The sequence below is a fragment of the Paraburkholderia sp. 2C genome (assembly GCF_054589215.1).
This window is the reverse complement of sequence record NZ_BAAILL010000068.1, coordinates 141,709-158,047: the sequence shown is the minus strand read 5'-3', so window position 1 is coordinate 158,047 and position 16,339 is coordinate 141,709. Positions and strand designations below refer to the sequence as shown.

The window sequence follows — 16,339 nt, the reverse complement described above, 5'->3', positions numbered from 1 at the left end:
GCGTTCGATTACAAGTGCCGGATAACGGCCGTCGCGTGCTGGAGCCTGAAATCGCGTCCCTGCGGTTCTATCGCATGGCCGGGCCGTGCGATCAGGCGCAACCGCCGCGCCCTTTAGTCTGACGGAAGAGAGGAGAAGTCCATGGTAGTCGCCGTGTACCCGGGTACGTTCGATCCGCTGACGCGTGGTCACGAAGACCTCGTTCGACGTGCGTCGAGCATCTTCGATACGCTCGTGGTGGGCGTCGCCGACAGCCGCAACAAGCGGCCGTTCTTCACGCTGGATGAACGCCTCGATATCGCACATGAAGTGCTCGGCCACTATCCGAATGTGCAGGTCGCGAGCTTCAAGGGGCTGCTAAAAGACTTCGTGCGCAGCAATAACGCACGTGTGATCGTGCGCGGTTTGCGCGCCGTGTCGGACTTCGAATACGAGTTCCAGATGGCTGGCATGAACCGCTATCTGCTGCCGGACGTCGAGACGATGTTCATGACGCCGTCCGATCAATATCAGTTCATTTCGGGCACGATCGTCCGTGAGATCGCGCAACTGGGTGGCGATGTCAGCAAGTTCGTGTTTCCGTCGGTGGAAAAGCGTTTGCAGGACAAGGTGGCGGAAAATCTGGCGCAGCAGCCAAGCCAGTCCTGAACGAACGGAGCTGAAGCGCGTAAACTATCGGTTTTAACGCGGAATTGGCCGGCGGCGCGTCCCTGACACTGCGCCGGCAGGAAGTGACCGCCAGGAAGTGAGTGAAGTATGGCCCTGATGATTACCGACGAGTGCATCAACTGCGACGTCTGCGAGCCCGAGTGCCCGAACGACGCAATCTCGATGGGCCCGGACATCTATGTGATCGACCCGAACAAATGCACCGAATGCGTCGGTCATTTCGATGAACCGCAATGCCAGCAGGTGTGTCCGGTCGAGTGCATTCCGCGCGATCCCCAGCATGCGGAATCGCCGGAACAGCTGATGGTCAAATATCGCGCGCTGCAGGCGGCGAAAGGCGCCTGAGCGTACTTGAGCACCCGGTTGGTTGGCGCGGTTTGCGAATCACGCACCTTGCCTAGGCCGCGTTGCCGTCGAGCAGTACCTTCAACGCGGCAAGCAGCGTATCGCACTCGGCATCGGTCCCGATCGTGATTCGCACATGCTGGTCGATACGCGGCAGCTTGAAGTGCCGCACGAAAATTTCCTTTTCCTTCAGTTTGGCCGTCAGCGTCGCGGCGTCGTGACTTTCATGGCGCGCGAACACGAAGTTCGCGGCCGACGGCACGACGTCGAAGCCGAGCGCCGTCAGCCCCGCTGTCAGCCGTTCGCGGCCCGCCATCACTTTTGCGCGGCAATCGCGGAACCATGCGTCGTCCTTGTATGCGGCGATCACGGCTGCTTGCGCGACGCGGTCGAGCGGATACGAGTTGAAGCTGTCCTTCACGCGCACGAGCGCGTCGATGAGCTTGGCATCGCCGAACGCAAAGCCGACGCGCATGCCGGCGAGCGAGCGCGACTTCGATACTGTCTGCACGACCAGCAGATTCGGATAGCGGCCGATCAGCGAGATGGCCGATTGCGCGCCGAAGTCGACATACGCTTCGTCGATCACGACCACCGAGTCCGGATTCGCCGCAACGAGCCTTTCGATATCGGCAAGCGGTAATGCATGACCGGTCGGCGCGTTCGGATTCGGAAACACGATGCCGCCATTCGGCACGGCGTAATCGTCGACGCGGACCGCGAAGTCATCGGCGAGCGGCACGGTTCGATAGACGATGTCGTAGAGCTTCGCGTACGTCGGATAGAAGCTATATGTAATGTCCGGAAACAGCAGGGGGCGATCGTGTTTGAGCAGCGCCAGGAAGGTCATCGCGAGTACTTCGTCGGAACCGTTGCCGGCAAACACCTGCTCGACCGCGAGCCCATGATACGCGGCGACCGTCTCGCGCAGCTTGTGCGCGGTCGGATCGGGGTAGCGGCGCAATGACTCGCCGGTTTCGCCCAGCTCATGGCGAATGGCGGCGAGCACCGCGGGCGACGGCGGGTACGGGTTCTCGTTGGTGTTCAGCTTCACCGGATGGGCGAGCGCGGGCTGCTCGCCGGGAACATACGGTGAGAGTCGGTGGACGATGTCACTCCAGTAGAGGCTCAAGTGATTCTCCGTTGTGCGGCGAGTCGATGGGCGTTAGCGCTTGGCCGGGGCTGTGCGGCGAGCCGGCACTAACCGTTACGATGCAATTGCATCATCGCGCGCTCGAGCTCGCCTTTGACGACATGCGGCATCACCGCAAGCGCACGCTCGATCGACGCATCGATGACGTCCTGCTCTTCCTTGCGCGGCGGCTTCAGCACGAAGTTCGCGACGTCGGGTTTGGCGCCGGCGCGCGCGCTTTCCGGAATCAGATCGCGCGGATGCCCGATGCCGATGCGCAACCGCCAATACTGCTGCGTGGTCAGATGCGCGGAAATGTCCTTGAGCCCGTTGTGTCCGCCGCTGCCGCCGCCGAGCTTGAGCTTGACAGTGCCGGGCGGCAGATCGAGTTCGTCGTGCGCAACGAGAATCTGGTCCGGAAGAATCTTGAAGAAATGCGCGAGCGCGACGACCGACTGGCCCGAACGGTTCATATACGTCTGCGGTTCGAGCAGATGCACTTCTTCGCCGTAAAGCCGCGCCTTCGTGTAGAAGCCGTGAAAGCGCCGCTCGTCGCGCAGCGTCGCGCCGGCTTCGCGCGCGAGTTGGTCGACGAGCCAGAAGCCGGCGTTATGGCGGGTCGCGGAATATTCGGCGCCCGGATTACCGAGTCCGACGATCAGCTTGATCATGGTGTCGAGGATAGCCTTGGCTTTTGCGTTTGCCGGGTTTGGCTAATAACCAACCATTAACAGGAGCCGTCAACTTCGCGAAGGAAACTCGCGAAAAAAAACCCGCCGGGGCGAACCTCGGCGGGTCACGTCGTCCGTTTCATGGAAACGGATCGAGAGGATAGCTCGCAGATTGCGGCTCAGGTGGCCACGCAGGTGGCCACTCAGATGGCCAATCAGGCGGCCGGCGTAGCGCCTTCGCCTTCGCCAGCCGATCCGGCCGCTTCGTCTGCAATCGCACCAGCCGGGATCGTCGCGGACGCGATGACCGGGTTTTCCGCTTCGATGTGCGAGGTCAGCGCCACGCCTGCCGGCAGCACGATGTCCTTCGCGTGCAGCGTTTGACCCGCTTCGATCTTCGCGAGATCGACTTCGAGGAATTCCGGCAGCGCGGCCGGCAGACACTCGACTTCGATTTCGTTCACGACGTGCGAGATCACCGCACCCGACAGCTTCACAGCCGGGTTGGTTTCCTGGTTCATGAAGTGCAGCGGCACCTTCGTGTGCAGCTTCTTGTTCGGGTCGACACGCTGGAAATCGACGTGTAGCACGATCTGGCGGAACGGATGGTATTGCACATCGCGCAGCAGCACTTGCTGCGCCTTGCCGGCCACTTCCAGATCGAGAATCGACGAGTGGAACGATTCCTTCTTCAGTGCATGCCACAGCGCGTTGTGATCGAGTTCGATCAATTGCGGTTCGCTGCTTGCGCCATACACAATACCCGGGGTTTTGCCCGTGTTGCGCAGGCGGCGGCTCGCACCCGTACCTTGCTTGTTACGCTCAAAAGCGACGACTTTCATTTGCTTCTCCATACAACCGCCCGCGACCAGGCAGTGAAAAGGACCTCGCGTACATGACTTGAGGCCCCGGACAGGCGGCATGAACCTTCGTCCGTTCATGCCGATTGTGCGAAGACGCCGTGCCTCAAGGCATTCGGCGGCTTCGCAAATTCAGTTCAGCTTTCCGCAAACAGCGACATCACCGAATCGCCGCGGCGGATGCGCGAGAACGTTTCGGCAAGCAGCCCCGCGCTCGACAGCGAGCGAATCTTCGCGCACGAACGCGCTTCTTCGCCGAGCGGGATGGTATCGGTCACGACGAGTTCGTCGAGCGCCGATGCGGCGATCCGTTCGCCGGCGCCGCCGGATAGCACCGGGTGCGTCGCATACGCGTAGACCTGCTTCGCGCCGCGCTCCTTCAGCACTTGCGCGGCCTTGCACAGCGTGCCGGCCGTATCGACCATGTCGTCCATGATCACGCAGGTGCGGCCTTCGACTTCACCGATGATGTTCATCACTTCGGCGACGTTCGCCTTCGGACGGCGCTTGTCGATGATCGCGAGATCGCAGTTCAGCTGCTTCGCGAGTGCGCGGGCGCGCACGACACCGCCGACGTCCGGCGACACCACGAGCAGATCTTCGTGGTTCCGCTTGCGCAGATCGCCGAGCAGCACCGGTGTGGCATAGATGTTATCGACAGGGATGTCGAAGAAGCCTTGAATCTGGTCCGCGTGCAGATCCATTGTGATGATCCGCTCGACGCCGGCGATTTCCAGCATGTTCGCGACGACCTTCGCGGAGATCGCGACGCGCGCCGAACGCGGGCGCCGATCCTGACGCGCATAGCCGAAATACGGAATCGCAGCGGTGATCCGGCCGGCGGAAGCGCGCTTCAACGCATCGACCATGATCATCAGTTCCATCAGGTTGTCGTTCGCCGGCGCGCACGTGGATTGCAGGACGAACACATCCTTGCCTCGCACGTTCTCCTGAATCTCGACCTGGATTTCGCCGTCCGAAAAGCGGCTGACCATTGCTTTGCCGAGGGGAATACCGAGAATCTTGACGACTTCCTGTGCAAGCGCCGGATTTGCGTTGCCAGTAAAAACCATCAGGCCGTCATGGCTGCTCATCGTGCACCTGCTTCAGGCTGTGGGAGGCGAGGAACTGCGAGAATTTTTGGCAGGGGAGGAAGGACTCGAACCCTCGCATGCCGGAATCAAAATCCGGTGCCTTAACCAACTTGGCGACTCCCCTACACTAACTTTGAGCGCCGCCGGATGCGTAGGAACACCCGACGTTGCGAAATTCATGACGCGAAGCCAAAGAGGGGATGCGTATCCAGGCTTGCCGTTACTGCGCTGTTCCATCCGGCTGGCAATGCGGCTTGGGCCGCGTGTGCTTCACCGATGCTACGGAATGCTGCAAAAACGCTTGCACCCGATCCGGTCATCCGCGCGGGCGCGATACTGTTCGATACGCTTTCGAACCACCGCAACACCTGCGCTACCTCCGCGTATTTTCCCACGACAACTTGCTGCATGTCATTCCGGCCAAAACTGTCTGGCCATTCTGCGCTGCGGCTTTGCTGTGCAAGAAAGTCCGTAATTGTGATGGGTTCGGAATCCCTTGTCAACGATTTTTCAGAGAATATCGCCGCCGTCGGGACGTGCACTTCCGGCTTCACCACGAGGAAATAACGCGGCGGCAATTGTACCGTCTGAAGCGCTTCGCCGACACCCTCGGCAAACGCATTTTTGCCGAACACGAAGAACGGCACATCGGCGCCGAGACGCAACGCGAGCGCTTGCAGTTCGGCGCGCGGAAGATTCAGGTTCCAGAGCCGGTTCAGCGCGAGCAACGTCGTTGCCGCATCCGAGCTGCCGCCGCCGAGACCCGCGCCCATCGGCAGACGCTTGTCGATCTCGATGTCGACGCCGTGCGCGGCGCCGGAGTGTTCCTTCAACAGCTTCGCGGCGCGCACGGTCAGGTCGCTTTCCGCGGGAACGTGGGGCACTTCGGTCAGGCGTTCGATGCGGCCGTCGGCGCGCCGCGTGAAGTGCAGACGGTCGCCCCAGTCGGTCAACTGGAAGACCGTTTGAAGCAGGTGGTAACCGTCCGGCCGGCGGCCGGTGATGTGCAGGAAAAGATTGAGCTTCGCCGGAGCGAGGCAATCGCGCAGCGAATCGTTCGTGTCGGTCATGAGTCCGGAGTGTGGCGCGTGCTGTTCGGATAACGCGTGATTCTATTGCGTAATTTTATTGGTCCAGCACGAGCTTGATGTTGAGCGGCGGTTGTTCGCGGGTCAGATTCACGCGCTTGACGCCGGTGGCCGGCTTATCGGCGTACGACAGATAGTCGATCGTCCAGCCGTCCTGTTCGATCTCTTTCGGCCGCGAAGGATCTTCGGGATCGGCGACCGTTCTCGCTCGCGATGTCGGCGCAACCGACGGCTGCAGCCAGTAGCGCAACCCTTCGACCGGCAGGGCGAAGCCGAGCGCATTCTGCATCAGCGTCGATACGTTGTCGGCGGTGAGCGGCTGGCGGTTCGGCAGTTCGAGCGTGGCCGAAGAGGGCGACGACGTTACGATCGCCATGGTCTGCCCGAGGGGATTGCGCATTTGAACGCTGACGGTATCGCCGGTTTCGCGCCAGTCGAAGTTGCCATAGGCGTTCTGCTGATGGCCGTACCCGTCGTCGTATTGCACCGCGAAGCGCCCGCGATACTCACGCGCGGTCTGCGCGGTGACGGCCGTTGCCGCATTGGATGTTGATGGACCTTGCGGCTTTACGCTCGCGCAACCGGCCAGTGCGAGAACCGCGGCAGTGGCGAAAGTCGGGACAACGAGCGCCGCGCGGTGCGGCGCCCGTGTGCGACGGAAGTAACAGAAAGTCCGGGTGAGCAGTGCGTGGAGCGGCGCGAAAAAAGGCATCAGAGATCGTTCACCTGAAAGCGTTTGAGCGTCTTGAGAAGGGTGTCGTTATCGGGCTCGAGCTTGCGTGCTTCGCGCCACGCGGCCTTCGCCTGTTCCTGATCGCCGCTCTTCCACAGCACTTCGCCGAGGTGCGCGCCGATTTCCGCGTTCGGCTGCAGATCGTACGCCCTGCGCAGGATCCTGATCGCGTCCGACGTGTCGCCGAGGCGATACTTGACCCAGCCGACGCTGTCCATGATGAACGCGTCATTCGGCGCGAGCGCCGATGCCTTCTCGACGAGCTTGTCCGCTTCCTGCAGACGCTGGTTGCGATCCGCCAGCGAATAGCCGAGCGCGTTGTATGCCTGCGCGTTGTCGGGCTGCGTGCGCATCAGTTTGCGCAACTGCGCTTCCATCACCTCGTAATGGCCGGTCTTTTCGGCGGCCATTGCGTAGTCGTACGTGAGATCGGGGTCGTCGGGGAAGTCGGCCGTTGCCTGTTGCAGCCGCGCTTCGGCTTCCTGATAGCGCTTTGCGTCAAACAGGATGGCCGCGTCCGTGCGCGCGAGCAGTGCCTGTTCGCGCGGGTCCATCGCATGAATATTCGCGAGCAGCTTGCGCGCCTCGTCCGGCTTGCCCTGCTTCTCGAGCAGTTGCGCGCGCGTGATCTGCGCGGGGATGTATTGCTGGCTCGTCGGCGGGATCTTGTCGAGATAGCCGGCGGCGCCCGCCTCGTCCTTCTGCTCGAGCGCGAGTTGCGCGAGATAGATGTAAGCCTGTCCCGAATCCGCGCCCTGCGTTTTGTCAGCCTGTTGCGCGTACTGCGTGAGGTACGTCTTCGCGTCGGGGTAGCTCTTCTGCTGGATCTTGATCAGCGCGAGCGCCATCAGCGGCGTAAGGTCGTTCGCGTTGTCCTTGTGCATCAACTCGAACTGCTTTTGCGCATCGTCGAGTCGGTCGCTTGCAAGGTACATCTGCGCGAGCGCGAGACGCGCATCGTGCGACTTCGGATTCTGCTGCACGTACTTTTCGAGCGACGCGATGCCTTCGGCGCGTTCCTCGGGGCCCATTTGCGCGAGCGTCAACGCGGCGGGCAGATAGTCCGGCTTGAGCGCGAGCGCCTGTTCGAGCGACTTGCGCGCGCCCGGGAGGTCGTCGGAGATCAGCTGCTGGCGCGCGATGGCCAGTTGCGCCTCGGGCCGGTTCATGTCGTTCTTCAGCAGATCCTGCAGCACATGCAGGCCGCCGACGCGGTTCGGACCACGCGAAATCAGCAGCTGCAGCGAGAGGATGCCGGCGCCGCGATTTTCCGGCTTGATCTTCGCAAGCTCGTTCGCGAGCAGCGGCGCAGCTTCATCGGGCTTGCCCGACAGCACGAGCAGCGACGCGTCGAGCTGGGCCGCGCGCTCGGAACCCGGCGCGTACTGCTGCCACAACTGGGCGGCTGCGAGTGCGTCGGTCGGGCTTTGCGCGGCGAGCGCGATTTCGGTGGCCCGCTGCGCCATGCGCGGATCGTGCGTGTCGCGCGCAAGCGCGAGGTAGGTCTGATAAGCGGGCGCCGGCTGGTTCCGCTGCAGCGCGACTTCGGCCGCGAGCACCTGGAACACGATCTGACTCGAGAGCGGGACATCCGGAAGATTTTTTTGCTCGTCGGCGTCCGGTCCGAACGCATCCTGCACCGAAACCGAATTGTCATCTGTATCGGGAGACGGGTCCTGCGCATGCGCGGGCAACGCGGCGAGCGTCCATGCGGCCAGCGCCGCAGCGCCCATCAGCCGGCGCGCGAAGACGCCGCGCGGCACCGGGTTCGCCTCGCCGTAGGGCTCGCGGCCGGCCTTGGCCGGACGCTTCAGAAAGAGCTTTACGAAGGACAGGTTCATGGAAATCCGTTCAATGTTTCGGTCGATTGTAACGCGCTCGCTACAATACGCGCATAACCAACGACGCAAGTTGCAGACCCGTTAGACATGCCAGAGCTTCCAGAAGTTGAAGTCACCCGCCGTGGGATCGAGCCTTATGTGACCGGGCGCCGCGTCGAGCGGGTCGAGGTGCGCACGCCCGCGCTGCGCTGGCCGATTCCGGCCGACCTGCCGCGCATGCTTCGCGGCAGGCTCGTGAAGAATGTCGAGCGGCGCGGCAAGTATCTGCTGTTCGAGATGGACGACGGCTGGTTCATGGTTCACCTCGGCATGACGGGGACGCTGCGCGTGCTGCGCAACGTGCCGCATCCGCCGGCGGCCGCGAAGCACGATCATGTCGACTGGGTTTTCGACGACTTTATCCTGCGCTTTCGCGACCCGCGCCGTTTCGGCGCCGTGCTCTGGCATCCGCGTGCGGACGGCGACGTGCTCGAGCATCCGCTGCTCGCCGGCCTCGGCGTCGAGCCGTTCTCGCCGGCTTTCTCGGGCGCGCTCTTGCATCGCAAGACGCGCGGGCGGACCGTGTCGGTGAAGCAGGCGCTGCTTGCCGGCGAGATCGTCGTCGGCGTGGGCAACATTTACGCTTCCGAAAGCCTCTTTCGCGCGGGCATCCGGCCCACCACGCCAGCCGGCCGCGTGTCGCTCGTACGTTACGAACTCCTTGCGGATGCAGTGCGCGTGACGCTTGCCGCCGCGATCGAGAAAGGCGGCAGCACGTTGCGCGACTTTGTCGGCAGCGACGGTGAGAGCGGTTACTTCCAACTCGATTATTTCGTCTATGATCGCGCGGGGCTGCCGTGCCGGGTATGCGAAACGCCGATCAGACAGATCGTGCAGGGGCAGCGTTCCACTTACTATTGTCCGACCTGTCAGCGCTGAATTGTTCAGTGACCGAATGACCCGATGACCCCATGTCCGTAGCGTCCACGATACCCGTTTTGACCGATTTCTCTGTGCGCTTGATCGCATGGCAGCGCGAGCACGGCCGCCACGACCTGCCGTGGCAGAACACACGCGACGCATATCGCATCTGGCTGTCCGAGATCATGCTGCAGCAGACGCAGGTGTCGACGGTGATCCCGTACTACGCGAAGTTTCTTGCGCGCTTTCCCGACGTCGCATCGCTTGCCGCGGCGCCCACCGACGATGTGATGGCGCTATGGGCCGGGCTCGGTTACTACTCGCGTGCGCGCAATCTGCATCGTTGCGCGCAGGTGGTCGTCGAACAGCATGGCGGCGCGTTTCCCGATTCGGTCGATGCGCTTGCCGAATTGCCGGGCATCGGCCGCTCGACCGCGGCGGCGATCGCGTCGTTTGCGTTCGGCGCGCGCGCGACGATCCTCGACGGTAACGTCAAGCGCGTGCTCGCGCGCGTGTTCGGCGTGGAAGGCTTTCCGGGCGAGAAGCGTGTCGAGAACGCGATGTGGGTGCTGGCGGAATCGCTGCTGCCGTCGGACGCGACGAACGACGAAGTCAGCGCCTATACGCAAGGCCTGATGGATCTCGGCGCGACGCTGTGCGTGCGCGGCAAACCCGACTGCGGGCGCTGCCCGTTCGCGGCGGACTGCGTGGCGAACGTGACGGGCCGGCAACGCGAACTGCCGGCCGCGCGTCCGAAGAAGACGGTGCCGACGCGCCGCACGTGGATGCTCGTGCTGCGCGACGGCGATGCGGTGATGCTCGAAAAGCGTCCGCCTTCCGGCATCTGGGGCGGCCTGTGGAGTTTGCCGGAAGCCGCCGACGAAGCAGCGCTCGCGGCGCGCGCGCGTTCGTTCGGCGCAAGCGCGACGGTGTCGCCGCTTGCGTCGCTCACGCATACGTTTACGCATTTCAGGCTCGATATCGAGCCGCGCGTCGTCGAGTTGAATCGTGTCGCCGGGGCGCGCATGGCGCTTGCCGATGGCGAAACGGCGTGGGTGTCGCTCGCCGATATCGACGCCTACGGCGTGCCTGCGCCGGTGCGCAAGCTGCTCGACGGACTGCAGGGTTCGCTGCTGTAGTGGACGGTATCGCCGTCGAGCCGCTACAGCCTCTATAGCAACTGATGCTGCTGCATATAGTGATGCACGACGTCGATACGCGCTCCCGCGTCGAGCAGTTCCATCAGCTTTTGCCGCGCGCGCAGCGCAACAGGCAGCACTTCCGACAATCGGTTCGACACCCATGAGGGATCGTCGAACCGGAACGGCTCGACAAACGGCAGGCTGTCCGGATCCCGCTCGCGGATGGTCGCGATAATGCGTTCAAGCACTTCCGCGCATGCGCCGAATTTCTCGACATGCGTCGATCCTTCGAGAGGCGCATCGTCGCCGAACGGCTCGGCCATGCCGACCAGCAACCCGCTCTGTTCGACGCGATACGACAGCAGCCTGAAGCGATCCGTGCCGCGCGCGCGTATCAGCAGCATGCCGAATTCGTCGACGTCGCATTGATCGATCTCGGCGAAACACCCGACCAGTTCGGGCACCGACGGCTCGTCCGGTTTTGCCACCTCGCCGCCGCTTTTGAGCAGACACACGCCGAACGGCGCCTTGTCGCGCAGACACGCTCGCGCCATGTCGAGATAGCGCGCTTCGAAGATCTTGAGGGGCAACAGCCCACCGGGAAAAAGCACCGTGTGCAGCGGGAACAGCGGCACGTCGGCAAACACGGACGAGGTAGAGGACATGGCGCAACGCTTCGGTTAAGGCCGCGCACGCGCGGCCGGCTAAGCCACCAGCTTCGACGATTGGTCGACGTCGATCGGTGCGTCCCGATGTCGCACGATGACGTTTGCTTGACCTTTGAGACGCGCAGCAAGCGTCTCCGCAATAAACACCGAGCGGTGCTGGCCGCCCGTGCAGCCGATGGCAACGGTCAGATAGCTGCGGTTATCGTCGCGAAAGTGCGGCAGCCATTTGACGAGAAACGCCTCGATGTCGTCGATCATGTGATGCACGACCGGCAACGCGTCGAGAAAATCGATGACGGGTTGATCGAGGCCGGTCAGCGGCCGCAATAGATGATCGTAATACGGGTTGGGCAGCGTGCGTACGTCGAAAACGAAATCGGCGTCGAGCGGCACGCCGCGCTTGAAGCCGAACGATTCGAACATCAGCGCGAGGCCGCCGTGTTCCTGTTCGATGAACCGTTTGACCCACGCGCGAAGCGTGTTCGCGCGCAGGTTGCTCGTATCGATCTGATGCCCGAATTCGGCGAGACCCGCGACGAGTTCGCGTTCACGCTCGATCGCTTCGGCAAGCGACGTGAGCAGGCCGACGTCGGCATCGTGCGAGGTCGACCCCGAGAGCGGGTGGCGGCGGCGCGTTTCCGAAAAGCGCTGGATCAGCGACTGCGTGCTCGCATTGAGAAACAGCACGCGCACGTCATGCTCGCGCGACAGGTCGCGGATCATGTCCGGCATTTCGTCGAGCGACGAGCTCGAGCGGGCGTCGATGGCGACCGCGAGGCGGTCGTAGCCGTCGGCGGTGAGATAGGTGGCGAGCTCGGGCAGGAAACGCGGGGGGAGGTTGTCGACGCAGTAGTAGCCTGCGTCTTCGAGCGCGTTCAACGCAACAGACTTGCCGGAGCCGGAGATGCCGGTGATCAGGACGATGCGCATGGGGGTCGTGTGGTCGGTTCGTTTCATCATAGCATCAGGTCTTTCCGCCCGCCCCCGCCAGCCGCAGCCTGTTACTTCAAATGAGCATCAGATGAGCTTGCCCGGGAACTGGCTGTCGGGATCCTGCATCGCGAGACGCTGGCGGTCCATGAAATCGCGCAGCGTATCGATGCCGCGCAGTTGCAGGATCGTATTGCGTACCGCGGCCTCGACGAGCACCGCGAGGTTGCGGCCGGCCGCGACCTGAATGGTGACCTTGCTGATCGGCAGGCCGAGCACGTCGACGGTCTGGCTTTCGAGCGGCAGCCGCTGGAATTCGCCGTCCGGGCGGCGCACGAGCTGAACGATCAGCTTCAGCTTCATCTTGCGGCGCACCGCGGTCTCACCGAAGATCGTCTTGATGTCGAGCAGGCCGAGACCGCGCACTTCGAGCAGATTCTGCAGGAGCGGCGGACAGCGCCCTTCGACGAAGTCGGGGCCGAGGCGCACGAAATCGACGGCATCGTCGGCGACCAGACCGTGGCCGCGGCTGATCAGCTCGAGGCCGAGCTCGCTTTTGCCGAGGCCCGAGTCGCCGGTAAGCAGCACGCCCATGCCGAGGATGTCGAGGAACACGCCGTGTAGCGTCGCGCGCGGCGCGAGGATGCGCGACATGTAGAGCCGCAGGCTGTCGATCACGGCGGCCGGCGACATCGGCGTGGTGAATAGCGGCGTGGACGAGCGCGTGCACCGCAACACCAGCTCCGGCGGCGCGGCGACACCGCCCGCCACCACGAGGAACGGCGGCTCGAGCGCGATCAGCTCGGCCATATGGCGCGAGCGGTCTTCGTCGGACTGGCGCTGGTAGTAGTTCGTTTCGGCCTCGCCGAGCACCTGAATACGGTTCGGGTGAATCAGGTTCAAGTGGCCGACGAGGTCCGCACTGGACGTTGCGGTAGCAACCGTTTCCGCCGAGAAGCCGCGTTCCCAGCCTTCATGCCCGGTCAGCCAGCTCAGTTTCAGCGTGGCGGCGTTGTCGTCGAAAATGCTTTGGGCGTTGATGCTGGACGTATCCATGTGTCCATGACTCCGGTGTGCGCCGCTTGCACGCAGGTGCAGCGACGCGTGCGCCGTGGGTTTGGCCGGCGCGGGCCTTCACATTCCGGGCTGCGGTTGCGGTTCCATGACCGTCGCGGCGGCGCCGGCTGGCAACCTGCCACGCTCATTTGCCACGCTTGTGCATCGCGCGGCGCTTGTTCGACCCCTGGTCGCGCATTGTGCCGCTTTACCCGTCACTGTCAACGGTATTCGTTAAGGTTGCCACTGAGTCAACAGGCGATGCAACGCTTCGCGATTTTCTTCCGTGTGCAGACGCTCGCGCGTCTCGCGGTCGGAGAGCAACTGAGCGATTTCAGACAGAATTTCGAGGTGCTGTTGGGTGGCCTGTTCCGGGACCAGCAGGAAGATCAGAAGCGACACAGGCTGGCCATCGGGCGATTCGAACGGAATCGGATCCGCGAGGCGCACAAATGCGGCGAGCGGCTGCTTCAGGCCTTTGATCCGGCCATGCGGGATCGCGACGCCTTCGCCGAGCCCGGTCGAGCCGAGGCGCTCGCGTGCGAAAAGATTGTCGGTGACGGTACTGCGGGCAATGCCGTTCTGGTTTTCGAAGATCAGGCCCGCTTGCTCGAATACACGCTTCTTGCTGGTAACGGAAAGGCCGACGACGACGTTCTCGAGCGGAAGATATTTGGCTAAACGATTCATGTTGACAGGCGCGTTGATCGCCTGGGTTCTCCTCGCTGTGGCGTTTGAATAGCGTTCCATGCTCGGCAGATGCCTACGGCGATACGCAGTGGAGTCCCACAGTTTGGTCTTCAGTCGACCCTGTAAGGCGGGACTCGGGCTGGTTGACCCCGAAAGTAACCAAAACATTATAGAACAGCGCTGCTTAAGATGGTGCGCCGCGCCATGCCTGCCGGTTTCGCATCCGGAGCACGCGCCCCCCGCGTCTCGCCGAAAAACCGTAAGCAAGCGGGTGCAGCTTTCGCTAAACGAAAAACCGCCCTAAATAGGGCGGTTTCGCGTGGGGAAATCGACTGCTATTGCGGCGGCACCTCCGCCTGGGACGGCACCGGCTGATACTTGATCGCTTCGTGCTGATGGCCTTGCAGACGATCCTTGTGACGAATGACTTGCCTGTCCAGCTTGTCGATCATGAGGTCGATAGCCGCGTAAAGGTCGCTGTCGCAGCTCTCGACAAAAATATCCTTGCCCTTCAGATGCAGGTTGATTTCAACCTTTTGTCTCTTTTCCTTTTCCTTGTGATTGTCGACCGAGAGGACCACACTGCCGTCGATCACCTGATCGAAATGTCTTAGCACTCTATCCAGTTTGGTGATCACGTATTCTCGCAACGCTGGTGTGACTTCGAGATGGTGTCCACTGATCTTCAGATTCATAGTGCTTCTCCAAGCGAATGGCCGCCAGGATCCGCGTGAATGACGTCAGCACCGGTCGATCTGCGGGCCTGCCTGTGCCGTCCCCGGTAACAGCGTAGCAGCTCGTATCGGCCGGCCTGCTCCGCCAACAAGCGGTGCGGCCGGAAAATGCCCGCCACGGAAGGCAGCGAGCTACAGAGACTTGCGCAGATTGACTGCCGGGATCTTCAACGCTTCGCGGTATTTCGCTACGGTGCGCCGTGCGACTACGAAACCTTGCTCGGCCAGCAGTTCGGCAATGCGGCTGTCTGAAAGAGGAGATTTGGTGTCTTCTGCTCCTATCAGTTGCTTGATGAGTGCGCGAATGGCCGTGGAAGAGGCCGCGCCCCCAGTGTCGGTCGATACGTGAGATCCGAAGAAGTACTTAAATTCAAGCGTCCCGAACGGGGTGAGCATGTACTTCCCGGTTGTCACACGCGAGACCGTCGACTCGTGTAGACCCAGCGTATCAGCAATTTCCCGCAAAACCAAGGGGCGCATGGCAATTTCACCGTGGGCAAAAAAATTCTTTTGACGCTCCACAATGGCCTGCGCGACACGCAGTATCGTTTCGAATCTTTGCTGGATATTTTTGATGAGCCAGCGCGCTTCCTGTAGTTGCTGACGCAGCGATCCACTGCCCGGATCGCCGCGGTTGTTGCGCAGAATATTCGCGTACAGATGGTTGATGCGCAGCTTCGGCACCACTTCCGGATTGAGTTCGGCGAGCCACCCCTGTGCCGTTTTGCGCACCATGATGTCCGGCACGACATAGTCCGCTTCGGCCTTGCCATAGGCCGCGCCTGGGAACGGTTCGAGCGAGCGGATCAGCATATGCGCGTCGCGTAGGTCGTCGTCGCCTGCTTTCAGGTGTTTGCGCAGGCGCGTAAAGTCGCGTGCGGCAAGCAGTTCCAGATGGTGAGCGACGATTTCGAGCGCAAGCGTGCGCGTCGGCGACGGCTCGAGCCGGCACAGCTGCAGCTTCAGGCATTCGGACGCCGAGCGCGCGCCGACACCGGACGGGTCGAAGCTTTGCAGCAGCGCAAGTGCAGCATTGAGTTCGTCGAGATCGACTTCGAGTTCGTCGGGCAGATCGGCGAGCACTTCTTCGAGCGTCGAGGTCAGGTAACCGTCGTCGTCGAGCGATTCGATCAGGAATGTGACGAGCGCGCGATCGCGCGGACTTGCCTGCGTGACACGCAATTGCGCGCTCAGATAATCGCGCAGCATGGTCGCGGATTCGTGGATTTGCAACGGCGGCAAATCGTCGTCATCGGACGCGTTGCCCGAGCGGCCGTAATCGTCGAGATTCCACTGATTCGCATCGGCGTTGCTGTCCGACGCGAGGCCATTGTATTCGTCGACGCCCTGCGGCTCGCTGTTCTCCGAGCTTTCGCCTGACGTGGAAGTGCTCGTGGACGACGGCGCGCTCGCCATCGGCTCCGGCGCGCTGGTGTTCGGCGCCTGCGCGATGACCGAGCCGTCGGCCGCGACGCGCAATGGGCTCGCGATCCAGTCGTCCTCGGTTTCGAGCAGCGGATTCTGCGCGATCGCCATCGACACCTCCTGCTGCAGCTCAAGCGTAGACAGCTGCAGCAGCCGGATGGACTGCTGCAGTTGGGGTGTCAGCGCAAGATGCTGTGACAGGCGAAGTTGGAGGCTAGCTTTCATGGCGATGTGAGAATCATTTTAGAGAGTTTGCCACGACCGCGAAACCTCGGAACACCGCATAAACGCGGGTTATGGAGATTTTTCGCTGCGGATGGACACGGCAAGGCGCAATGGACCGAAACCATTGAGCCTATGT

The 16,339-nt window shown here is 62.4% G+C and carries 17 protein-coding genes and 1 tRNA gene; 4 read left to right on the top strand and 14 right to left on the bottom strand.

Annotated elements, in window-relative coordinates:
- The first annotated feature begins 141 nt into the window (after window positions 1–141).
- On the top strand, window positions 142–648 hold the full coding sequence (gene coaD, locus ACYPXD_RS31625) for a pantetheine-phosphate adenylyltransferase (protein WP_459721424.1): 507 nt from the start codon (window positions 142–144) through the stop codon (window positions 646–648).
- A 108-nt stretch (window positions 649–756) separates the two neighbouring features.
- A complete protein-coding gene (locus ACYPXD_RS31620) occupies window positions 757–1,014 on the top strand; it encodes a YfhL family 4Fe-4S dicluster ferredoxin (protein WP_459721420.1) in 258 nt (85 codons plus the stop codon).
- Window positions 1,015–1,066: 52 nt separating this feature from the next.
- Here the strand turns inward: ACYPXD_RS31620 and hisC are convergent, their stop codons facing one another.
- The 8 genes from hisC to ACYPXD_RS31580 all read right to left on the bottom strand — a co-directional run bounded on the left by hisC (window position 1,067) and on the right by ACYPXD_RS31580 (window position 8,433).
- Window positions 1,067–2,146, bottom strand: a complete 1,080-nt coding sequence (gene hisC, locus ACYPXD_RS31615) for a histidinol-phosphate transaminase (RefSeq protein WP_459721417.1) — start codon at window positions 2,144–2,146, stop codon at window positions 1,067–1,069.
- A 68-nt stretch (window positions 2,147–2,214) separates the two neighbouring features.
- A complete protein-coding gene (pth, locus tag ACYPXD_RS31610; protein WP_459721414.1) occupies window positions 2,215–2,817 on the bottom strand; it encodes an aminoacyl-tRNA hydrolase in 603 nt (200 codons plus the stop codon).
- A gap of 215 nt (window positions 2,818–3,032) precedes the next feature.
- Entirely contained in the window at window positions 3,033–3,659 is a 627-nt protein-coding gene (locus tag ACYPXD_RS31605) for a 50S ribosomal protein L25/general stress protein Ctc (protein ID WP_459721411.1), read from the bottom strand.
- Between the two features lie 155 nt (window positions 3,660–3,814).
- The gene (locus tag ACYPXD_RS31600) at window positions 3,815–4,771 is read right to left on the bottom strand and encodes a ribose-phosphate pyrophosphokinase (RefSeq protein WP_459721408.1); all 957 of its coding nucleotides are present in this window, start codon (window positions 4,769–4,771) and stop codon (window positions 3,815–3,817) included.
- A 47-nt stretch (window positions 4,772–4,818) separates the two neighbouring features.
- Window positions 4,819–4,895, bottom strand: a tRNA-Gln gene (locus ACYPXD_RS31595).
- Window positions 4,896–4,947: 52 nt separating this feature from the next.
- Window positions 4,948–5,841: a 4-(cytidine 5'-diphospho)-2-C-methyl-D-erythritol kinase gene (gene ispE / locus ACYPXD_RS31590; protein WP_459721405.1), complete on the bottom strand. Its 894-nt coding sequence runs from the start codon at window positions 5,839–5,841 to the stop codon at window positions 4,948–4,950.
- Between the two features lie 55 nt (window positions 5,842–5,896).
- Window positions 5,897–6,571, bottom strand: coding sequence for a lipoprotein insertase outer membrane protein LolB (gene lolB / locus ACYPXD_RS31585; protein ID WP_459721402.1), 675 nt, complete (start codon window positions 6,569–6,571; stop codon window positions 5,897–5,899).
- Window positions 6,571–8,433, bottom strand: a complete 1,863-nt coding sequence (locus ACYPXD_RS31580) for a tetratricopeptide repeat protein (protein ID WP_459721399.1) — start codon at window positions 8,431–8,433, stop codon at window positions 6,571–6,573. Before ACYPXD_RS31580 ends, lolB begins: the two co-directional genes overlap by 1 nt.
- Window positions 8,434–8,520: 87 nt before the next feature.
- On the opposite strand from ACYPXD_RS31580, the gene mutM reads away from it, so the two are divergent.
- Window positions 8,521–9,351, top strand: coding sequence for a bifunctional DNA-formamidopyrimidine glycosylase/DNA-(apurinic or apyrimidinic site) lyase (gene mutM / locus ACYPXD_RS31575; protein ID WP_459721396.1), 831 nt, complete (start codon window positions 8,521–8,523; stop codon window positions 9,349–9,351).
- A gap of 32 nt (window positions 9,352–9,383) precedes the next feature.
- The gene (gene mutY, locus ACYPXD_RS31570) at window positions 9,384–10,472 is read left to right on the top strand and encodes an A/G-specific adenine glycosylase (RefSeq protein ID WP_459721392.1); all 1,089 of its coding nucleotides are present in this window, start codon (window positions 9,384–9,386) and stop codon (window positions 10,470–10,472) included.
- A gap of 32 nt (window positions 10,473–10,504) precedes the next feature.
- Here mutY and ACYPXD_RS31565 read toward each other — a convergent pair whose 3' ends face one another.
- The 6 genes from ACYPXD_RS31565 to ACYPXD_RS31540 all read right to left on the bottom strand — a co-directional run bounded on the left by ACYPXD_RS31565 (window position 10,505) and on the right by ACYPXD_RS31540 (window position 16,203).
- Window positions 10,505–11,140: an LON peptidase substrate-binding domain-containing protein gene (locus ACYPXD_RS31565; RefSeq protein ID WP_459721389.1), complete on the bottom strand. Its 636-nt coding sequence runs from the start codon at window positions 11,138–11,140 to the stop codon at window positions 10,505–10,507.
- Between the two features lie 39 nt (window positions 11,141–11,179).
- Window positions 11,180–12,073: an RNase adapter RapZ gene (rapZ, locus tag ACYPXD_RS31560; protein WP_459721798.1), complete on the bottom strand. Its 894-nt coding sequence runs from the start codon at window positions 12,071–12,073 to the stop codon at window positions 11,180–11,182.
- Window positions 12,074–12,160: 87 nt separating this feature from the next.
- Window positions 12,161–13,129, bottom strand: coding sequence for an HPr(Ser) kinase/phosphatase (gene hprK / locus ACYPXD_RS31555; protein WP_075155712.1), 969 nt, complete (start codon window positions 13,127–13,129; stop codon window positions 12,161–12,163).
- Between the two features lie 234 nt (window positions 13,130–13,363).
- Window positions 13,364–13,879, bottom strand: coding sequence for a PTS sugar transporter subunit IIA (locus ACYPXD_RS31550; protein ID WP_459721386.1), 516 nt, complete (start codon window positions 13,877–13,879; stop codon window positions 13,364–13,366).
- Between the two features lie 275 nt (window positions 13,880–14,154).
- Window positions 14,155–14,514, bottom strand: coding sequence for a ribosome hibernation-promoting factor, HPF/YfiA family (gene hpf / locus ACYPXD_RS31545; protein WP_075155714.1), 360 nt, complete (start codon window positions 14,512–14,514; stop codon window positions 14,155–14,157).
- 171 nt (window positions 14,515–14,685) lie between these two features.
- Window positions 14,686–16,203, bottom strand: coding sequence for an RNA polymerase factor sigma-54 (locus tag ACYPXD_RS31540; RefSeq protein ID WP_459721382.1), 1,518 nt, complete (start codon window positions 16,201–16,203; stop codon window positions 14,686–14,688).
- Between the last annotated feature and the right edge of the window lie 136 nt (window positions 16,204–16,339).